The sequence below is a fragment of the Burkholderia stagnalis genome (assembly GCF_902830275.1).
GTDB lineage: Bacteria > Pseudomonadota > Gammaproteobacteria > Burkholderiales > Burkholderiaceae > Burkholderia > Burkholderia stagnalis.
The window spans coordinates 312,230-331,573 of record NZ_CADESW010000001.1; the positions used below are offsets into that span (position 1 = coordinate 312,230).

General features: G+C 68.9%; 16 protein-coding genes. 3 read left to right on the top strand and 13 right to left on the bottom strand.

The window, feature by feature from the left end; translation table 11 throughout:
* Positions 1-32: 32 nt before the first annotated feature.
* From actP to HWY45_RS01380, 6 genes are all read right to left on the bottom strand, one after another.
* Positions 33-1,703 (bottom strand): cation/acetate symporter ActP, encoded by a 1,671-nt coding sequence (gene actP, locus HWY45_RS01355; RefSeq protein WP_059884303.1) that lies wholly within the window; start codon positions 1,701-1,703, stop codon positions 33-35.
* Positions 1,700-2,017, bottom strand: coding sequence for a DUF485 domain-containing protein (locus HWY45_RS01360; protein ID WP_059884304.1), 318 nt, complete (start codon positions 2,015-2,017; stop codon positions 1,700-1,702). The genes actP and HWY45_RS01360 overlap by 4 nt, the downstream gene beginning before the upstream one ends.
* Before the next feature lie 344 nt (positions 2,018-2,361).
* The gene (locus HWY45_RS01365) at positions 2,362-2,754 is read right to left on the bottom strand and encodes a BON domain-containing protein (protein WP_059566022.1); all 393 of its coding nucleotides are present in this window, start codon (positions 2,752-2,754) and stop codon (positions 2,362-2,364) included.
* 57 nt (positions 2,755-2,811) lie between these two features.
* Entirely contained in the window at positions 2,812-3,768 is a 957-nt protein-coding gene (locus HWY45_RS01370) for a LysR family transcriptional regulator (protein WP_059884305.1), read from the bottom strand.
* Positions 3,769-3,946: 178 nt separating this feature from the next.
* Entirely contained in the window at positions 3,947-4,945 is a 999-nt protein-coding gene (locus HWY45_RS01375; protein WP_059884492.1) for an NAD(P)H-quinone oxidoreductase, read from the bottom strand.
* A 241-nt stretch (positions 4,946-5,186) separates the two neighbouring features.
* Positions 5,187-7,976: a winged helix-turn-helix domain-containing protein gene (locus tag HWY45_RS01380; protein ID WP_059884306.1), complete on the bottom strand. Its 2,790-nt coding sequence runs from the start codon at positions 7,974-7,976 to the stop codon at positions 5,187-5,189.
* Between the two features lie 332 nt (positions 7,977-8,308).
* On the opposite strand from HWY45_RS01380, the gene HWY45_RS01385 reads away from it, so the two are divergent.
* Positions 8,309-8,728 (top strand): nuclear transport factor 2 family protein, encoded by a 420-nt coding sequence (locus tag HWY45_RS01385; RefSeq protein ID WP_059884307.1) that lies wholly within the window; start codon positions 8,309-8,311, stop codon positions 8,726-8,728.
* Between the two features lie 13 nt (positions 8,729-8,741).
* On the opposite strand, the gene HWY45_RS01390 is transcribed toward HWY45_RS01385, so the two are convergent.
* On the bottom strand, positions 8,742-10,421 hold the full coding sequence (locus HWY45_RS01390) for a fatty acid--CoA ligase (RefSeq protein ID WP_059884308.1): 1,680 nt from the start codon (positions 10,419-10,421) through the stop codon (positions 8,742-8,744).
* Between the two features lie 392 nt (positions 10,422-10,813).
* Between HWY45_RS01390 and hchA the strand changes: the two genes are divergently transcribed.
* The gene (gene hchA / locus HWY45_RS01395; protein ID WP_059884309.1) at positions 10,814-11,695 is read left to right on the top strand and encodes a glyoxalase III HchA; all 882 of its coding nucleotides are present in this window, start codon (positions 10,814-10,816) and stop codon (positions 11,693-11,695) included.
* 81 nt (positions 11,696-11,776) lie between these two features.
* On the opposite strand, the gene HWY45_RS01400 is transcribed toward hchA, so the two are convergent.
* Together HWY45_RS01400 and HWY45_RS01405 are read right to left on the bottom strand one after the other, a co-directional pair.
* Positions 11,777-12,187, bottom strand: coding sequence for a hypothetical protein (locus HWY45_RS01400; protein ID WP_059884310.1), 411 nt, complete (start codon positions 12,185-12,187; stop codon positions 11,777-11,779).
* Positions 12,188-12,197: 10 nt separating this feature from the next.
* Entirely contained in the window at positions 12,198-13,583 is a 1,386-nt protein-coding gene (locus tag HWY45_RS01405) for an MFS transporter (protein ID WP_059884311.1), read from the bottom strand.
* A gap of 247 nt (positions 13,584-13,830) precedes the next feature.
* Between HWY45_RS01405 and HWY45_RS01410 the strand changes: the two genes are divergently transcribed.
* Positions 13,831-14,745, top strand: coding sequence for a LysR family transcriptional regulator (locus tag HWY45_RS01410; RefSeq protein ID WP_059884312.1), 915 nt, complete (start codon positions 13,831-13,833; stop codon positions 14,743-14,745).
* 9 nt (positions 14,746-14,754) lie between these two features.
* Here the strand turns inward: HWY45_RS01410 and HWY45_RS01415 are convergent, their stop codons facing one another.
* The 4 genes from HWY45_RS01415 to gltA form a co-directional block, all read right to left on the bottom strand.
* Positions 14,755-16,287, bottom strand: coding sequence for an amino acid permease (locus HWY45_RS01415; protein WP_059884313.1), 1,533 nt, complete (start codon positions 16,285-16,287; stop codon positions 14,755-14,757).
* Between the two features lie 124 nt (positions 16,288-16,411).
* Positions 16,412-16,876, bottom strand: coding sequence for an Lrp/AsnC family transcriptional regulator (locus tag HWY45_RS01420; protein WP_059808572.1), 465 nt, complete (start codon positions 16,874-16,876; stop codon positions 16,412-16,414).
* Positions 16,877-16,975: 99 nt separating this feature from the next.
* The gene (locus tag HWY45_RS01425) at positions 16,976-17,734 is read right to left on the bottom strand and encodes a dimethylarginine dimethylaminohydrolase family protein (protein ID WP_059808909.1); all 759 of its coding nucleotides are present in this window, start codon (positions 17,732-17,734) and stop codon (positions 16,976-16,978) included.
* Positions 17,735-18,016: 282 nt separating this feature from the next.
* A complete protein-coding gene (gene gltA, locus HWY45_RS01430) occupies positions 18,017-19,318 on the bottom strand; it encodes a citrate synthase (RefSeq protein ID WP_059884314.1) in 1,302 nt (433 codons plus the stop codon).
* Between the last annotated feature and the right edge of the window lie 26 nt (positions 19,319-19,344).

Consider the following 19,344-nt stretch of genomic DNA (forward strand, 5'->3'; position numbering starts at 1 on the left):
GCGCCATGCACACGGCACGCCGCGCCGCACGCTCAATGGCGCGCCGCCTGCTCCGCGCCGAGGCCGGTCTGCGCGCGCACGAACTGCGCATCGAACGCGTGCCGTTCGTCGTTCGCCGCCCGGCTCCGGTCGCGCGACGACACCACGATGCTCACGAGAAACGCCAGCGGCATCGTGAACAGCGCCGGATGATCGTACGGAAAGATCGCGGCCGGATGCCCGAGCACGGCCTTCCACACCGCCGGCGACAGGATCACCAGCCCGACCGACGACACGAGCCCGGCGAAGCCGCCCCACACCGCGCCGCGGCTCGTCAGCCCCTTCCAGTACATCGAGAGCACCAGCGGCGGGAAATTCGCCGACGCGGCCACGTTGAACGCCAGCGCGACCAGGAACGCGAGGTTCTGCCCTTTGAACACGATGCCCAATGCCACGGCGATCGCGCCGATCGCGAGCGTCGTCCATTTGGTCACGCGCACTTCCGCGTCGCCGCTCGCGCGCCCCTTGCACAGCACGTTCGCGTAGATGTCGTGCGACACCGCGGACGCGCCGGCCAGCGCCAGCCCCGACACCACGGCGAGGATCGTCGCGAACGTCACCGCCGCGAGGAAGCCGAGGAACAGGTCGCCGCCGGTCGCGCGCGCCAGATGCATCGCGACCATGTTGCCGCCGCCGAGCAGCGTGCCGCCCGCGCGGCCGCCTTCGAAGAACTGCGGATCGGTGCCGACGATCACGATGCTCGCGAGGCCGATCACGAACATCGCGACGAACATGTAGCCGATGCAGGTGCTCGCGACGAACACGCTCTTCCTCGCCTCGCGTGCGTTCGGCACCGTGAAGAAGCGCATCAGCACGTGCGGGAGCCCGGACAGGCCGAACACCGTCGCGAGCGACAGCGACACGGCCGACACCGGGTCCGCGAACAGCCGCCCGGGCCCGAGCAGCATGCTGCCGCCGTGGTGAACCGCCACCGCCCGCGCCGCGAGCCGTTCGAAGCTGAAGTCGAAATGCGCGAGCGCGAGCACCGTGAGCAGCGTGCCGCCGAACATCAGCAGCACGGCCTTGATGATCTGCACCCACGTGGTCGCGATCATGCCGCCGAACGTCACGTACACGATCATCAGGAGTCCGACGCCCACCACCGCATAGGCGTAGTCGATCCCGAACAGCAGCTGCACGAGCTCGCCCGCGCCGACCATCTGCACGATCAGGTAGAAGAACACCACCGTCAGCGAGCTGGTTGCCGCCATCCAGCGCGTGCTGACCGGATCGAGCCGGTAAGCGATGATGTCGACGAACGTGAACTTGCCGAGATTGCGCAGCCGCTCGGCCATCAGGAACAGCATCACGGGCCAGCCGACGAAGAAGCCCACCACATAGAGCAGGCCGTCATAGCCTTTCGAATAGACGAGGCTGACGACACCGAGCAGCGTCGCGGCGGACATGTAGTCGCCCGCCACCGCGAGGCCGTTCTGGAATCCGCTGATGCCGCCGCCCGCGGTGAAGAAGTCGTTCGCCGTCTTTGTGCGGTTCGCGGCCCACCAGGTGATGCCGAGCGTGATGCACACGAACGCCATGAACATCGCGATCGCCGTGAGGTTCAGCGGCTGCCGCCGCGCCCCCTCCACGGCCGGCCCGGCCCATGCGAATCCGCCGGGCGCGAGCGCGATCAGCGCCGCCGCAAGTCGTGCCGGGCCCGTCATTTCGTCACCTCGCCGAGCAGCGCGTCGTTGAGCCGTTCGAACTTCCCGTTCGCGCGCCAGACGTACAGCCACGTGAACGCCCAGCCGACCACGATCACCGCGATCGCCGCCACCACGCCGACGGTCGTCACGTGCCCTGCCGCGACGGGCGCACGCAGCAGCCCGGGGCGAAACGCCACGCAGGCAGCCAGCGCGAAATACGCACCGAGCACGCCTGCGATCAACGACCAGGACAGGCGGGCGCGGCGCGCCGCCAGTTCGCGAAACGTCGCGTGCGCGCGAATGCGCGAGACCGCGCTTGCATTCAACTCCATGAGTCTCCTCCATTTTCAGTTGACGGATCGACAGCTTCGCCGCCGCTTCGACCGAGCTTTTCGTTGTTCTAATGGTATGCGCCGGCTGCATTTCGGCAGCGGCATGCATCGGGCTTCGCGAAGCGTGCGGCACCTCGAACCGCGCCACCGGATCGGCGGCGAGCGGGTATCGGGTGGAACGAGCTTAGGAGCGGGGCGGCGCAAATGCAGCCCCTCGCTTGGGGGGTGTGACGGACCGCCTGACCGGCGGCGTTGTCGCGTCGTTCACGCAAAAAGGCCCGGCCGGCGGACCACCGCCTTGCCGGGCCGGGCATCGTGCCGCGATGCGCGTCACGCGGGCCGCGTCATTGCCCGCCTTCGAGCCGAAGCCCGAGCTTGCTCGTCACCGACGTCACGCCCTGCACGCCGCGCGCCGCCTCGACCGCGGCGCGGTCCTGCGACTGGTCCGTGATGACGCCCGCCAGCGTCACCTCGCCCGTCTTCGCCTTCGCGAACACCGTCACCTGCGCATCGCCGATGCCGGGCGATTTCATGATGGCCAGGCGCACCTTCTTCGCGAACGCGCGGTTCGCGGCGCGCTCCGCCTTCTTTGCGGCTTTCGGCGACGCCGGCGCCGGCGCGGCTTGCGCCGCCTGCGCGCCCGGCGCCGCGGCATCGGGCGCGGCGGATTGCGCGTAACACGCCAGTGACGACGCCATGGCGACACCGGCGACAACGATCATGCTGCGTACCTTCATCTTCCCCTCCTCCACGTGACAAGAACCAACGGAAAACGGCGGATGCGCGCCCGCTTGCTACACCTCGCTGCGAGCCTGCATCGCCATCGCCTCCAGCGCCTGTTCGTCCGCGCTCAACGCGGGCGGCAGCGTGCTGCGCAGGTGATCGAGAAAGGTTCGTACCTTCGCATCCATGAACTGCCGCGACACATAGATCGCATAGACGTCCAGCAGCTGCAGCCGGTAGCCCGGCAACACCCGGACGAGCCGCCCGCTTCTCAGCTCGTCGAGCGCCGAATAGATCGCCAGCGAGCCGATGCCGCGCCCCGCGCGCAACGCCACCATCATCGCCTCGGGCGCGTTCACCTGGAACGGGGCCATCAGCACCGAATGCGATACGACGCTGCCGTCCTCGCCATGCAGCAGCCATTCGCCGTTCGGCTCGGCCGGCGTGTCGAGACGCAGGCACGCGTGCGCGTCGAGATCGGCCGGCGTCGACGGCGTGCCGTGCGTGTCGAGGTAGTCCCGCGATGCAACGAGGATGCTGTGGCTCTTGCCGTACGTGTGCGCGATGTATGCGGAATCCGGCAGGCTCGACGCGGTCAGGATCGAGATGTCGTAGCCTTCCTCGACCAGGTTCGGCATGCGCTGCGAATAGGTGATCTCGACCGACACGTCGGCGAACCTTTCCTGGTACGCGACGATCGACGCGGTCACGTGGCTCTGGCCGAGCCCCGGCATCGTGTGGATGCGCAGCCGGCCGTACGGCCGCACGAGCGCGTTGCGCGCCTCGGCGTTCGCCTGGTCGACGTCGCTCAGGATCGACGACACGCGCTCGAAGTAGCGCCGCCCGCTGTCGGTCAGCGCGATCTTGCGCGTCGTCCGGTGCAGCAGCCGCGTTTGCGCGTACTCCTCGAGGCTGGCGATCGCCCGCGACACCTGCGCGATCGCCACGTCCGTCTGCTTCGCGACCGCGGTGAAGCTGCCCGCCTGCGCAACGCGGACGAAGGTCCGCATGTTTTCAAGCATGTCCATTCCGATCCATCGCCTTTCATTGCGCCCGAATGACGTCCCGGGTGCGTGGCCCGTGCGCTGAACCGGATTGTCGGCGATTCATGCGCGCGCAATCACCCCCCGCACGGGGGGCTGTCGCGCTGCCCGGCAGTGTGAAACGCTCGTCAGGATTGCTTGCGGCCGGCGGCCATTGTTCAGATCAGTCGCGCTGCCCGGCCGCCGTCTTCAGCACGATCTTGCCGATGTGCAGGCCGGAATCCATCAGCTCGTGCGCGCCGCGCGCATCGCGCAGGTCGAACTGGCGATGGATCAGCGGCTTCACCGTGCCCTGCTTGATCAGCGGCCACACCGCGGCTTCGAGCTCGTGGATGATCTGCGCCTTCTCCGCGTAGGTGCGCGAACGCAGCGTGGAGCCGATGTGCGTCAGGCGCTTGGTCAGCATCGGGAACAGGTCGAGTTCCTTCGCGGGCCCGTTGATCACGCCGATCTGCACGATCCGCCCGTTCATCGCGGCCGCCGCGTAATTGCGGGCGACGTAGTCGCCGGCGATGATGTCGACGATCACGTCGACGCCCTTGCCGTCGGTGAAGCGCTTGACGGCCTCGACGAAATCCTCGTTCCGGTAGTCGATCGCGAGATCCGCGCCGAGCCGCAGGCTCGCGTCGCGCTGCGCGTCGGAGCCGACCGTCGTGATGATCGTCGACGCGCCGAACGCCTTCGCGAGCATCGTCGCCGTCGTCCCGATGCCGGACGCGCCGCCGTGGATCAGCACCGATTCGCCGCGCGCCAGCTTGCCGCGCTGGAACAGGTTCAGCCACACCGTCATGAAGGTTTCCGGCATCGCGGCCGCCTCGACCATGTCGAGGCCTTCGGGAATCGCCAGCGTGTTGCTCTCGTTCGCAACCGCGTACTCCGCGTAGCCGCCGCCCGGAATCAGCGCGCAGACCTTGTCGCCGATCGCGAAGCGCGTGACGCCCGCGCCGAGCGCGACGACGTCGCCGGCGATCTCGAGGCCGGGAAGATCCGACGCCCCCGGCGGCGGATCGTACAGGCCCTTGCGCTGGAACACGTCCGGGCCGTTCACGCCGGCCGCGTGAATGCGGATCAGGACTTCGCCGGCCGCCGGCGACGGCACCGGGCGCGTCGTCGGAACCAGGACTTCGGGGCCGCCGGGGCGCACGATTTCGACGGCGCTCATCTCGGTCGGGAGTGCTTTCATTTGATCATTCACGATTCGATCCTCTGCAGTACGCCGATGCGCGCTCGAATCCGGGGACCTCCCCGTTTCGCCGCATCGCGATGAAGAGGCAGTCTATCGATCGACCCGCGCGATCGCACGTCGTGAATTGCCGATCGACGGATGCAAATTTGCATCACGCCGGGCGCAAGGCGATTCGGCCTGCCGATTCGTCGAAGGATTGAAGCCGGTGCCGGGGCGCTCACGCGTCGCCGTCGTGCATGCGCGAACGCGGCAGGTCGAGCGCGAGCCCGCTGCGCACCGCCTGGATGCGCGACGTGACGTTGAGCTTTTCGAAGATGTTCTTCAGGTGCCACTTGATCGTCTCCGGCGCGACGCGCAGCGCGCGGGCGATCTCCTTGTTCGACAGCCCGCGCGCGACATAGTCGAGGATCTCGACTTCGCGCGCACTCAGGTTGCCGGCCGTCTGCGCCGTCTCGGACCGCGCGGCCTGCGCACCGGCCGACTTGCGGTGCGCATCGAACGCCTGCGCCAGCTCGCGCACGTACCACGCGCTGACCTGCGGAAAACGCTCCGCCTGCGCCTGCATGCGCGCGATCAGCCGCTCGAGCACCGCGCCTTCGTCGATGAACGTGCGCACGAGCCCGTTGCGCTGGCCGTATTCGAGCGCCTGCGCGAGCACGTCGAGCGCGGCGTCCGCGTGCCCCGCCTGCTCGAGCGCCGCCGCGCGCAGCGTCGCGGCCTGCGCGGCGAGCCAGTCGAACCCGCGCGCCGCGACCTGTTCGTGCACGGCCGCCATCAGGCTCGCCGCGTCGTGTTCGCGCTGGTCGCCGAGCAGCAGCCGCGCCTGCGCCGATTGCGCGATCTGCCACGTCTCGACGTAGCTCGACACCGCATCGGGCGGCGCGGCCGGCACCAGCGACGCAAGCGCATGCCCGAGCCGGTTCGCGCGCGTCAGGTTGCCTTCCTTCAGGTACAGGCGAATGCCGGTCGCCATGCACGCCACGCGCAGGCGCAGCCATTGCCGGCCGCAGGCGACATGGTCGGCCTCGTCGAGAATCTCGTGCGCGCGCACGGCCTGCCCGGCGTCGAACGCGAGCAGCGCGGCGGTCTGCATGAAGCGCTGCAGCGGCCCCAGCGAGCACGCCTGCATCGCGATCTGGAAGCGCTCGCGCTGCGCTTCCCGCACCTTCGCGAGGTCGTTCCATTCGTAGTAGATCGACGACAGGTAGCCGGCCGACAGCGCCGTCGCCGCGGACAGCCGCCCCGCCGCGCGCTCGGCCGACTGCAGTGCCGCCTCGAAGGTCTTCGACGCGTCGTGCAGGCGCCCCGCGACGAATTCGGCCAAGCCCGACATGTTGCGCCGGTACACGTTCGCATAGAGCGGCACGTCGCCGTGCGCGGCCCGCTCCGCACGCGCGCGCAGCGCCAGCACGTCGTCGATGCGCCCCGCATAGCTCAGCCCGAAGATCAGCGTGGTCTGGCCGATCTGCTCGATCCACGAGCCGGGCTTCGGGCCGGCCGCCATCACGCGCTCGCCGAGATGCAGCGATTCGGCGCTGCGATCCGACAGGGCCGCGATCAGCGAGCGCACCGCGAGCAGCTCGGTCGCGGTGACGTCGTCCGTGCCGAGCCGCCCCGCGTCGATATCCGCCTCGATCGCTTCGAGCGCGTGGCGCGCATCGACCGTCTGCATCGCGAGCGCCAGCGCCCACGCATGGGCGACGCGCAGGCGCAGCCGCCCCTTCGATGCATGGTCGGGCAGCCGCGACACCCAGTCGAGCACCGTGCGCACGTCGCTCGCCGCGATGAACTTCATCGCGCACGCCTCGACCCACGCCGCGGCCGCGTCGAAATCGCCGGCCGCGAGCGCGTGCCTCACCGCGTCCGGCCACTGGTGGCGGCCCGCATGCCATTCGCTCGCGCGCCGATGCAGCGCGGCGATCGTCCCGGGTTGCCGCAGCGCCAGTTCCTCGCGCAGATACTGCGAAAACAGCGCGTGATAGCGATACCATTCGCGCCCGCCATCGATCGACTTGATGAACAGGTTGTGCACGCTCAGCCATTCGAGGCAGTCCGCGCCGTCGCGCGCGCCGGTCAGCGCGTCGCACAGCGGCGGCGTCATCCGGTCCAGCACCGCGGTGCAGAGCAGGAAATGCCGGATCGCGTCCGGCACGTGCGTCATCACGTTCTCGTTCAGGTAGGTGGCGATGCCCGCGCGCGCGTTGCCGACCTGCTCCGCGACGCGCGCCGCGTCGTTTTCGTCGCTTTCGTCGCGCAGCGCGAGCGCGGCGAGCTGCAGGCCCGACACCCAGCCTTCGGTCGCCGCGCGCAGCCGTTCTAGGCTGGCCGCGTCGAGCGCCTTCCCGGCCACCCGGTCGAAGAACGCGCGGGTTTCCTGTTCGTCGAAGCGCAGGTCGTCCGCGTCCACGCGCACGAGCTGGTCGCGCGATTCGAAATGGCTGAGCGGCAGCGCCGGCGTCGCGCGGCACGACAGCACGACGTGCAGGTTCGACGGCGCGTAGCGCAGCAACCCGAACACCGCGTCGTGTATCACCGGCGACGCGAGGCGGTCGAAATCGTCGAGCATCACGAACAGCTCGACGCCGGCCGCATCGAGCTCGTTGAGCAATTCGTCGAACACGACCTTCAGCGGAATCAGCGCGCGATCGCGCAGCAGGCGCTGCGCGCGGCTGCCGATGCCGCCCGTCGCGACGACGATCGACTCGATCAGGTATGACGAGAAGATCGACGGGTTGTCGTCGTCCGGGTCGAGGCTGACCCACGCGACCTTCACGCCCGTCGACAGCAGCACGTTGCGCCACTCGGCGAGCAGCGTCGTCTTCCCGTAGCCGGCCGGCGCGCTGACGACCGTCAGCCGGCGCTCCAGGCCGCGCCTCAGCCGCCCGATCGGAATCGATCGCGGCACGAGCTCGCGCGCCAGCGCCGGCACCAGCTTGGTGCGCACCAGCACGTCGATCGCGTCGGCCTCGACGGACAGCGCCGCCTGCCTGCTTTTCCTGGACGTCATTGTCGCGATGTTCTCCCGATGGCAACCGCACTCGGGCGCCCGGCCGGCGCGGGCGGCCGCGATGTTCCGCGTAACAGCATAAACATACGATGCCGGCCGCCGATAGTCAGGGTTCTCCTGACCGGGCCATGCGGCATCGTCCGGCCGGTCGCGCCGGTCGCGCCGGTCGAATGCAAAGGCTCGCATTCTTGTCGATCGGCCGCCGGCCGATCAGCCCCCCATTCGGGGGGTTACGCCGATGCGGGCCGCCGCTTCATGCTGGGCGCTCGACGATGCGGCCGGCATGCGCCCGCTCGCGTCCACCGTTGCGCGCCCGTGCGCAGGGAGCCGCCATGAATTGCAGCGAAATCGCCGAAGCGTTCTTCGATCGCTATCGGCGCCACGACATCGACGGCATGCTCGCGCTGTGCGCCGAGCATGCGACGATCGACTACGTGCCGCTCGATGCGGCCGGGCCGGCCGCCGTGCAGGGCAAGGCGATCTGGGCATCGCTGATCGACGCCTTTCCGGATCTGTCGAACGAAATCACCGCGCTCCACCCCGACAGCGCCGGCCGTCACGTGACGGTCGAGGTGACGATCGGCGGCACGCAGGCGCGCGATTTCCTCGGCATCGCGAATCGCGGCCATGCGTTCTCGCTGAAGCACGCGTTCATCCTTGAACTCGACGCCGCGGGACGCATCGCGCGAATCCGCGCGTACTGGGACAACGCGCGGCTGTTCGACGATCTCGGCGGGACGACGCGCGGCTGACCGCGCGTGCGCGTCACGCGTCCTGGTAGCGCTCGCGCAGCGCCCGCTTGTTGATCTTGCCGACGCTGGTGCGCTCGATCGACGCGACGATCAGCAGCTTCTCCGGCACCGCGTAGCGCGAGATCAGCCCGCGATCGGCGACGCCCTTCACGTGCGCCTGCAGCTCGGCCGGCCCGACGCGCCCGACATGGGTGTCGGCCAGCACGACGAGCGCCAGCGGCCGCTCGCCCCACTTCGCATCCTTGACGCCGATCACCGCGGCTTCGCGCACCGCCGGATGCCGCGACAGGATGTCCTCGAGCGCCAGCGACGACACCCACTCGCCGCCGGTCTTGATCACGTCCTTGATGCGGTCGGTGATCTGCAGGCAGCCGTCCTTGTCGATCACGCCGATGTCGTTCGTATGCAGATAGCCGCCTTCCCACAGCGCCGCCGACGCGGCCTCGTCGCCCAGATAGCCGTCGGTCGCCCACGGCATGCGCACCACCACCTCGCCGCTCGAGCGGCCGTCGTGCGGCACGTCGCGCAGGTTCGCATCGACGATGCGCAGGTCGACGAGCGGCAGCGGCAGCCCCGTGCGCGTGCGGCGCGCGACGTCGTCGCCGCACGGCGCGTCTGCGCCGCCAGCGGGCGGGTCGACCTGCGCGATCGTCATCAGCGGGCAGGTTTCCGACATCCCGTAGCCGGTATACACGTCGATGCCGCGCGCGAGCGCCGCACGCGCCAGCCCGTCCGACAGCGGCGAGCCGCCGACGAGCACCTTCCACGACGACAGGTCGACCGACGCCGACGCCGGGCTGTCCAGGATCATCCCGAGCAGCGTCGGCACGCAATGCGAGAACGTGACCGACTCGCGCGCGATCAGCGCGAGCAAACCGTCCGGCGCATAGCGGCCCGGATACACCTGCTTGAGCCCGAGCGCGGTCGCGATGTACGGCATGCCCCATGCATGCACGTGGAACATCGGCGTGATCGGCATGTACACGTCGTCGCGGTGCACGCGCCCGCGCTCGCGCGCGCTCGACAGCGCCGCCATTCCCGCGAGCGTGTGCAGCACGAGCTGGCGATGGGTGAACGCGACGCCCTTCGGCAGCCCGGTCGTGCCGGTCGTGTAGAACGTGGTCGCGCGCGTGTTCTCGTCGAAATCGGGGAACACGAAATCGGGCGAGCCGCCGGCCACCAGGTTTTCGTACTCGTCGACGAAGCCGTCGGGCAGCGCCGTCGGCTCGCCGTCGCCGATCAGCACGAAGCGGCGCACCGTCTCGAGCCGCGCGCGCAGGCCGTCGAGCAACGGCAGGAAGTCGCGATGGACGAGCACGATGCGCGCGCCCGAGTGGTTCAGCGTATGGAGCAGCTGGTCGGGCGACAGCCGGACGTTCGCGGTCATCAGCACCGCGCCCATCATCGGCACCGCGAAGTAGCACTCGAGGTAGCGGTGACTGTCCCAGTCCATCACGGCCACCGTGTCGCCGGGCGCGACGCCGGCCGCCGACAGCCCGCTGGCAAGCTGCCCGACACGGTGCCGGAACGTCCAGTAGTCGTACCGGACCTGGTCGCTGTAGACGATCGCCTGCTCGGGCCGCGTCGCGAGCGGCGTATGCAGCAGCTGCTTGATCAGCAGCGGGTACGCGCAGGCGGACGATGCCGGGGCCGCCGGCGCAGGCGTGGACGACTCATTCATGAATGCCTCCATAAGCGGACGACGATTGCCGATGCGGCCGCGCCCGCCGCCGACACCGGTGACCGGGGTCGTGCTGCGGGGCGCGTCGGACCGCGAAACCGTGGCGTCTCCTCTTCATTCCTATGCGGGAATGCATGCGAAACGGCCGGCCGGAAGCGGTGCGCCGCCCGAGCCGGAATGTCGACCACGATACCCAGCGGCCACCGGCCGGACACCCCCCCTGTCAGGGGGTGAGCCGGCGCCGCGCGCGCCATGCAGAAGGATCGCGTTCGTGTCAGCCCACCTGTTCGGGGGGGACGCACGCGCCGGACGCAACGGTAAGATTCGCCCGAAGGCGTCCCGCGGCGAGCGCGTGGGCGCCCATTGCGGCCCGCCGTAAGTTCCAACCCGAGAAAGGAGTAGCCATGACTTCCGAACGCCAGGACCTGGACAAAGCGCCCACCCCCGATCCCGCCGAGAACAATGCGTTCTTCCCTTCGCCCTACTCCCTGTCGATGTACACGTCGTCGAAAACGGACTTCGACGGCACGGATTACCCGAATCCGTACCGGGGCGGCAAGTGGAAAGTCCTGATGATTGCGAGCGACGAGCGCTACATCCTGATGACCAACGGCAAGATGTTCTCGACCGGCAATCACCCGGTCGAGATGCTGCTGCCGATGTATCACATGGACAAGGCCGGCTTCGAGATCGACATCGCGACGCTGTCCGGCAACCCCGCGAAGCTCGAACTGTGGGCGATGCCCGGCGAGGACGAGGCCGTCCAGGGCACCTACCGGAAATACCTGCCGAAGCTGAAGGCGCCGCTGAAGCTGTCCGACGTGCTGGAAAGCAGCCTCGGCGCGGATTCGCCGTATATCGCCGTGTTCGTGCCGGGCGGCCACGGCGTGCTGGCCGGCATCCCGCACAGCCGGGAAGTCAAGCGCACGCTGCAGTGGGCGCTGGACCACGACCGGCACATCGTCACGCTGTGCCACGGCCCGTCGTGCCTGCTGGCGTCGGCCGTCGACGAGGATCCGGACCGCTATCCGTTCAAGGGCTACGAAATCTGCGTGTTCCCCGATTCGCTGGACAAGGGGGCGAACCTCGACATCGGCTACATGCCGGGCCCGCTGCCCTGGCTCGTCGGCGAAAGCCTCGAGAAGCTCGGCGTCACGGTGCTGAACCGGGACATCACCGGCCGCTGCCATCAGGACCGCAAGCTGATCACCGGCGACAGCCCGCTCGCGTCCAACAATATCGGCAAGCTCGCCGCGGCGGCGTTGCTCGAGGCCGTCGCGCGGTAAGCGTCCTGCGGGCGCTGCGTCGCGCCGCGGCCGGCCGTCGATCCGCCGGCGCGACGCAGCCCGCTCTCGACGCGCTCGGCCTCACTCCGCCGCCGGCGTCTCGTGCAAATGCCGCCACACGATGCGTCCGCGAGCGTCGCGCTCGAACACGGCGGTCGAGCGCCGCACGGTGCGCCGCCCTGCGTCGTCGGCCTGCGTCTCGCGATAGCCGATCGCCGCGCCGCCGTCCCATTCGGCGATCACCTGCAGCGCGTCGATCTCGATCCGCAGCCCGGGGCGCGCGCCGTGCCCCTGCGAGAACAGCGCGTCGACACCTGCGAAATCGATCGCCGCGCCCTGCAGCGTGATCATCGTGAACCGCGGCGAGAAACGGGCAAGCAGCCGCGCGAGCACCGGCGCGGACCGCCCGCCGGCCGCGTGGCCGGACAGCCATTGCTCGATATCGACATGCGCGTCGACGACTTCCTGGAAATACGGATTCGGCAGGTTCATGGGTGGTCCTTCACGATTGTCGGGAAACCGGTTGTGCGCTGCTCGAGCCGCGCGGCGCAAGCCGTGCGACGAGCAGCAGCGGGATCAGCGTCAACAGCGCCGCCAGCACGAAGCTTTGCCGGTAAGGCAGCAGCGCAGCGCCGCCCGCGGCGAGCGACGACAGCCCGTTGAACGCGCTGCCGAGCACCGCCACGCCGACACAGAAGCTCAGTTGCCGATTCAGGTTCCATAGCGCGCTCGCGTCGCCCATGCGGTCCGCCGGCACGTCGATGAACGCGGCGCTCTGCGCGGTGCTCGTGCACAGGCTCGCGCCGAAGCCCATCGCGGCGAACGCGGCCACGCGCCCCGCTTCGAACGCGGCGAGCGGGGTCGCGAGCAGCAGGATGCCCGCGCAATCGACCGCGATCCCGCATGCGAACAGCGGCCTCGGGCCCCAGCGCGCGAACCCGCGGCGTGTCGTCGCGATCGCGCAGCACGACGCGATCGCCCACGGCAGCATCAGCGCGCCCGCATGCGCGGCGCTCAGCCCCAGTTCGTTCTGCAGATACAGCGCGGCGACGAGATTGACGCCGGCGAACACGCCCGGCACGCACAGATAGACGACGACACCCGCGCGCAGCAGCGGCTGCGCGAGCAGCCGCAGGTCGAGCAACGGCGCGGCCGCACGACGCGCGTGCGCCACGTAGCCGAGCCCGGCGGCGCCCGCGGCCATGAGCATCGCGAGCGCGAGCCGGCCCGCACCGGGCCGGCCGGCAAACGTCAGGCCGAGCAGCAGCGCGACGAGCGCGGCGGCGCTCAGGCCGAGCCCCGGCCAGTCGAGCGGCGCCGGCCGCGCACCCGCGCGGTCGGCCGGCAGCCACGCGAATGCGAGCCCGCCGGTCGCAACTGCAAGCGGCAGCATGCCGACGAAGATCGCGCGCCACGACATCCGGTCGACGATAAGCCCGCCGATCGCGGGCGACAGCGCCGGCACGAGCAGCGCGACCATCATCACGACCGACGTCAGGTGCGCGCGTGCGTCCGGCGGATACGCGCGATACGCGAGCGCCTGCCCGACCGGAATCAGCAGGCCGCCGCCGAGCCCCTGCGCCAGCCGCCACGCGAGTAGCGCGCCGATCGACGCGGCACGCGCGACACCGAGGCTCGCGAACCCGAACAGCAGCAGCGATGCGATCAGCACCCGCCGCTCGCCGAAGCGGCGCGCGAGCCATGCGCCGAGCGGAATCACGACGGTCAGGCCGAGCACGTACGTGTTGCCGACCCACGCGAGCTGCGCGACCGATGCGTGCAGCTCGCGCTGCAGCGCCGGATACGCGGCGTTGAGCATGAACATGCACGCGAGATCGATGGCGAACCCGAGCAGATAGACGGCGGCAACCCTGGAACGAGCGGACATGTCGGCGGAAATCGAACGAAACGCCGCAGTTTAGGGGCCGGCCGCGGCGCCGGTAAGGCTGGCGACGCGAACAGTCCCGTCGAAAAATCATGACAATCCGGGGCGGCACGCAGGGCGGCAGCGGCGGCTAAGCCCCACGCCAAGGCGGCGCTCAGCGCGGCAAACGGCGGCAATGCCCCACGCCGCCGCACATTCCCGGTACCCTTCGCTCCGGACTTCGTTTTCAAGCAGGGTGATCGACACAACCATGGTGAGCCTCGATCGTTTCGCGATCTTCCGCGCCGTCGTCGAAGCGGGATCGTTCACGGCCGCCGCGGCCGCGCTGAACCAGGCGCGCGCGGCCGTCAGCTTCAACGTGAAGCAGCTCGAAACCGAGCTCGGCGTGACGCTGCTCACGCGAACGACGCGCCGGGTCGCCTTGACGGACGCAGGCGAACGCTTCTACGCGCGCTGCGTGCGCGTGCTCGACGAAGCCGACGGCGCGATCGACGACGCACGCGGCGAGCACGGCGGCATGCACGGCAGCCTGCGGGTGACGTCGACGGTCGAATACGCGTCGCGGGTCGTCGCGCCCGCGCTGCATGCGTTCACGCAGCGGCACCCCGCGCTGCGGGTGCGGCTCGACACGCATACGGCGCAGGCGGATCTCGTGCGCGACCGCTTCGACGTCGCGATCCGGCTCGGCCGCTCCGAGCAGTTCCGGGATCTGCCGTATCGCGGCGTGTGCCTCGGCACGTATGAAGTGCGGCCGGTGATGACGCCCGGCCTGGCCGCACGCGCCGGCGTGCCGCGCATCGACTCCCCCGACGCGCTGGCCCGCCTGCCGCAGCTCGGCCACAGCCGGCTGGAACGGATCGCCGCATGGCCGCTCGTGCACCGCGACGGCAGCGAGCAGGTGTTCCGGCCGGCCGCGAAGCCGCAGCTCGTGGTGGACAACGCGTCGGTGCTGCAAGCGCTTGCGCGGCAAGGCAGCGGCGTCGCGCTGCTGCCGGAATGGCTGGTGCGCGACGATCTCGCGAGCGGCGCGCTGGTCGACGCGCTGCCCGATTACCGGTTTCCGCGGCAGAGCGTGTACGCGCTGTACGTATCGACCCCGCACGTGCCGCAGAAGGTGCGCGCGTGGGTCGATTTCATGAAGGCATATTTGAAGAAGGCGGGCTGACGCGCCGGCTCACCGGCCCGGGCCGTGCGCCCCCGCCGCCGCATCCACCGCGTCGACCGACCGGTTCAGCCACGGGCCGATATCCATCTCGTCGTAGCGCACGAGCCGGCTGTTGCGGGCCCGCCGGTAGCCCCACCAGATCGCGACGAACAGCGGAATCCACACGTAGATCGACAGCACCTCCATCCAGTCGATCTTCTCCGCGAAAAACGCCTGATAGTCCTGCCCGAGCGAGATCGCCACGCAGATCGCGATCGCGAACAGCGGCCCGAACGGAAACCACTTCGCGCGATACGGCAGCTGGTCGAGCCGGTAGCCCTGCTTCAGCAGACCCTTGCGGAAGCGGTAGTGACTGACCGCGATGCCAAGCCACGCGATGAAGCCCGTGATGCCGACCGTGTTCAGCAGCCACAGATAGATCCGCTGGTTGTTCGCCAGCGACGTCAGGAAGCACAGCCCGCCGACCGCCATCGTCGCGTACAGCGCATTGCGCGGCACGCCGCCCGGCGACAGCGTCGCGAACATCGCCGGCGCGCGGCCCTCGGTCGCGAGCGTATACAGCATCCGCGTGGCCGCATACGTGCCGGAATTGCCCGCGGACAGCACCGCGGTCAGGATCACGACGTTCATCGCGCCGGCCGCGATCGGAAACCCCGCGTGGCTGAAGACCAGTGTGAACGGGCTCACGCCGATGTCGGTCACGTCGCTCTTGAGCAGGTTCGGGTCGGTGTACGGAATCAGCAGGCCGATCACGAAGATCGCCAGCACGTAGAACAGCATGATCCGCCAGAAGATCTGCTTCACCGCGCGCGGGATCGTCGTGCGCGGGTTCTCCGATTCGCCGGCCGTGATCCCCACCAGCTCGGTGCCGAGGAACGAAAACCCGGCGATCAGCGCGACGCTCATCATCGCGTGCACGCCGCCGACGAACGGCGCATCGCCGATCGTGAAGTTCCGCCAGCCTGCCGCGTGGCCGGCGCCGATCGCACCTGCCGCGATCAGCAGCCCCGCGGCGATGAACGCGATCACCGTGACGACCTTGATCAGCGAGAACCAGTACTCCGATTCCCCGAAGCCGCGCACCGACAGCGTGTTCAGCAGGAAGATCAGCACCAGGAACGCGGCGCCCCACCAGATGCCCGGCACGCCGGGAAACCAGTAGCGCATCACGATCTGCCCGGCGACCAGCTCGATCGCGATCGTCACCGCCCAGCTGTACCAGTAGGTCCAGCCGAGCGCGACGCCGAAGCCCGCGTCGACGTATTTCTCGCCGTAGACCGCGAACGAGCCCGACACCGGCATCAGCGCGGCCATCTCGCCGAGCCCCGTCACGACGAAATAGACCATCAGCCCGATCACCACGTACGCGGCGATCGCGCCGCCCGGCCCGGCCTGCGCGACCGATGCGCCGGAGGCGACGAACAGCCCCGTGCCGATCGAGCCGCCGATCGCGATCATCGCGATATGGCGGCTTTGCAGGCGGCGCTTCAGCGTCGTCTGCGGCGATGCGATTCCTGCGTCAGTCGCTTGCATGGCGTCCATAGCATTCACCCTGAAAGAGTCGGTCCGTCCAATTTGATTCGGGATGCAGATCATCAGGCGCGGCTTCGCGCGCCGATTGACTGCAATATTCAGGTTCCGGCTGAAGCGGTGCCGCCCGGCGGCGTCACGCGGCGCTGCGCTTGATCACCTGCAGCTCGGCCGTCGTCACGATTTTCTCGATCCGGTAGCGCGGGCTCTCGAGCCACGCGTTCGCGATCCGGCGATACTCGTCGAGATCGTCGCACGCGAGCCGCACCAGGAAATCGAAGGTGCCGCTGACGAGCCAGCAGTCGAGCACCGCCGGGTTCGCGCGCATCTCCTCCTCGAACGGCGCCTGCGAGCGGCCGTGGTCGGCGAGCACGATCTGCGCGAGCACGACGATCGACTTCTTGTCGCGCGGCGCATGGATCACCGCACGATAGCCGGCGATCACGCCCATCGCCTCGAGCCGTTCCACGCGGGCCTGGCACGGCCGCGGCGTCAGGTTCACGAGCTCCGACAGCTTGCGGTATGAAATGCGTCCGTCGTTGCGCAGGATGTCGAGGATCCGGAGATCGATCTTGTCGAGCTGCATCTTCTTGTCGGGCATCCGGGTTCGCTCCAGTCGGGTCGTGGCTTGCGCACGCGGCGTCTGCCGCCTCGCACGCGCGCCACATTATCCGGCCGAACCGCACCGCGTGCCAGCCGGCTAGAACCGCAGCGACAGGCAGGTCAGCCCGCCGTCCATCTTGCGGAACTCGCTCGTGTCGATCACGCGCAGCGGCAGGCCGAGCGTCTCGAGGCGCGCGTGCACGCGCGGGTAGCCGGCCGGCGTGATCAGCGCGTCGTTCACGCGCAGCGTATTGCCCGCGTACTCGTCGGCCGGTGCGACCACGATCCGGCGGAACCCGGCAAACGCCGGGTGCGCATCGAGCGCTTCGTTCACGAGCAGCGTGTCGTCGCCCACGCTGTTGACGACCGACTTCAGGTGCAGGCCCTCGCCGACCGGCACCGCGACGACCGTATAGCCGTACGGCGACACCAGCGCCTCGAACGCCGCGATGCCGGCGGCATCCGTGCGGCCGGTCAGGCCGATGAAGAAGCGCTTGCCGACCAGCATCACGTCGCCGCCGTCGAGCCGGCCGTCGCGCATCGGCAGCAGCTCGCGGTGCGCGGCGAGCGGCGTGGCGATGTGATCGATCTCGCCGCGCCGCGCGGGCGCGCCGGGGCGCGTGATCACCGCGAATTCGGGCGTGACGACGGCGACGTCCTCGACGAAGTGCGCGTCGGGAAACGCATCGAGCGGCGGCAATTCGGTGATCGCGACGCCGAGCGTGCGCAACGTGTCGCAGTACGCGTCGAACTGCGCGAGCGTCTTGTCGTGGTCGGGCGCGCCGAGCAGCGCGGTGGTGAGGCCCGCGCCGCACGATGCGGCGGGCCGGCGAACGATGGCTTGCGTGAACTGCATCGACTCCTCCTTGGAATGGGGCGCGGCCTGCGCGATCTGCCGCGCGACCGCCCCGGGTGCCAAACCATTATCGGGAGTCAAAATGGGCCAGTTGCGTCGATTTCGGCCGTGCGCGCAGCCGATTCCGTCGAATTCGCGCACGCGGGGCGACCGATTCGGCCGCCTGCCCGGGCGCAGGCCGCCCGAAATGCAAAACACCCCGGCGGGCTGACCCACCGGGGTGTTCTGGTGTTGCGATTGCCGGACGCGAACGGCCGTTCGGCCATTCGCGCCGCACGCGGCTTAGCGTGCGTTGATCGGATTCGCTTCGCGCAGCGTATCGCCGATGAACAGCTGACGCGGACGGCCGATCTTCTGTTCCGGATCCGCGATCATTTCGTTCCACTGTGCGATCCAGCCGATCGTACGTGCCATCGCGAAGATGCAGGTGAACATCGACGTCGGGATGCCCAGCGCGCGCTGGACGATGCCCGAGTAGAAGTCGACGTTCGGGTACAGCTTGCGCGACACGAAGTACTCGTCTTCCAGCGCGATCTTCTCGAGCTGCATCGCGAGCTTGAACAGCGGGTCGTCGTGCAGGCCCAGTTCGTTCAGCACTTCGTAGCACGTTTCGCGCATCAGCTTCGCACGCGGATCGTAGTTCTTGTACACGCGGTGGCCGAAGCCCATCAGCTTCACGCCCGAGTTCTTGTCCTTCACCTGCTTGATGAACTCGGGGATGTTGTCCGGCGTGCCGATCTGCTCGAGCATGTTCAGCGCGGCTTCGTTCGCACCACCGTGCGCCGGGCCCCACAGACATGCGATACCGGCCGCGATACATGCGAACGGGTTCGCGCCCGACGAGCCGGCCAGGCGGACCGTCGACGTCGATGCGTTCTGCTCGTGGTCGGCGTGCAGGATCAGGATGCGGTCGAGCGCGCGGACGAGCACGTCGTTGACCTGGTATTCCTCGCACGGGTTCGCGAACATCATGCGCATGAAGTTCGCGCTGTACGACAGATTGTTCTGCGGGTACACGAACGGCTGGCCGATGCTGTACTTGTAGGCCATCGCGACGAGCGTCGGCAGCTTCGCGATCATGCGGATCGCCGACACTTCACGGTGACGCGGGTCGTTGATGTCGAGCGAGTCGTGGTAGAACGCCGACAGCGCGCCGACCGCGGCGACCAGGATCGCCATCGGGTGCGCGTCGCGACGGAAGCCGCGGAAGAAGAACTGCATCTGCTCGTGGACCATCGTGTGCTTCGTGACGGTCGCGACGAATTCCTTCTTCTGCGCTTCGTTCGGCAGTTCGCCCTTCAGCAGCAGGTAGCAGGTCTCGAGGAAGTCGGCGTTCTGCGCGAGGTTGTCGATCGGGTAGCCGCGATACAGCAGTTCGCCCTTGTCGCCGTCGATGTACGTGATCGCCGAATTGCACGACGCCGTCGACATGAAGCCCGGGTCGTACGTGAACTTGCCGGTCTGGCCGTACAGCTTGCGGATGTCGATCACGTCCGGGCCCATCGTGCCCTTGTAGATCGGCAGTTCGACGCTAGGCGAGTTGTCGCTGAACGATAGCGTGGCTTTAACATCAGACGGAGTCATGGCACATCCTCAATCGAAATAAAGAA

Bases quoted from the DNA above. Each gene is read 5' to 3' on its own strand.
- HWY45_RS01405 (WP_059884311.1), bottom strand. From the start codon at position 13,583: ATGTCCGCTCGTTCCAGGGTTGCCGCCGTCTATCTGCTCGGGTTCGCC.
- HWY45_RS01420 (WP_059808572.1), bottom strand. From the start codon at position 16,876: ATGCCCGACAAGAAGATGCAGCTCGACAAGATCGATCTCCGGATCCTC.
- HWY45_RS01365 (WP_059566022.1), bottom strand. From the start codon at position 2,754: ATGAAGGTACGCAGCATGATCGTTGTCGCCGGTGTCGCCATGGCGTCG.
- HWY45_RS01400 (WP_059884310.1), bottom strand. From the start codon at position 12,187: ATGAACCTGCCGAATCCGTATTTCCAGGAAGTCGTCGACGCGCATGTC.
- hchA (WP_059884309.1), top strand. From the start codon at position 10,814: ATGACTTCCGAACGCCAGGACCTGGACAAAGCGCCCACCCCCGATCCC.
- HWY45_RS01370 (WP_059884305.1), bottom strand. From the start codon at position 3,768: ATGGACATGCTTGAAAACATGCGGACCTTCGTCCGCGTTGCGCAGGCG.
- HWY45_RS01425 (WP_059808909.1), bottom strand. From the start codon at position 17,734: ATGCAGTTCACGCAAGCCATCGTTCGCCGGCCCGCCGCATCGTGCGGC.
- HWY45_RS01410 (WP_059884312.1), top strand. From the start codon at position 13,831: ATGGTGAGCCTCGATCGTTTCGCGATCTTCCGCGCCGTCGTCGAAGCG.
- HWY45_RS01375 (WP_059884492.1), bottom strand. From the start codon at position 4,945: ATGAGCGCCGTCGAAATCGTGCGCCCCGGCGGCCCCGAAGTCCTGGTT.
- HWY45_RS01415 (WP_059884313.1), bottom strand. From the start codon at position 16,287: ATGGACGCCATGCAAGCGACTGACGCAGGAATCGCATCGCCGCAGACG.
- gltA (WP_059884314.1), bottom strand. From the start codon at position 19,318: ATGACTCCGTCTGATGTTAAAGCCACGCTATCGTTCAGCGACAACTCG.
- HWY45_RS01390 (WP_059884308.1), bottom strand. From the start codon at position 10,421: ATGGAGGCATTCATGAATGAGTCGTCCACGCCTGCGCCGGCGGCCCCG.
- HWY45_RS01385 (WP_059884307.1), top strand. From the start codon at position 8,309: ATGAATTGCAGCGAAATCGCCGAAGCGTTCTTCGATCGCTATCGGCGC.
- HWY45_RS01360 (WP_059884304.1), bottom strand. From the start codon at position 2,017: ATGGAGTTGAATGCAAGCGCGGTCTCGCGCATTCGCGCGCACGCGACG.
- HWY45_RS01380 (WP_059884306.1), bottom strand. From the start codon at position 7,976: ATGACGTCCAGGAAAAGCAGGCAGGCGGCGCTGTCCGTCGAGGCCGAC.
- actP (WP_059884303.1), bottom strand. From the start codon at position 1,703: ATGACGGGCCCGGCACGACTTGCGGCGGCGCTGATCGCGCTCGCGCCC.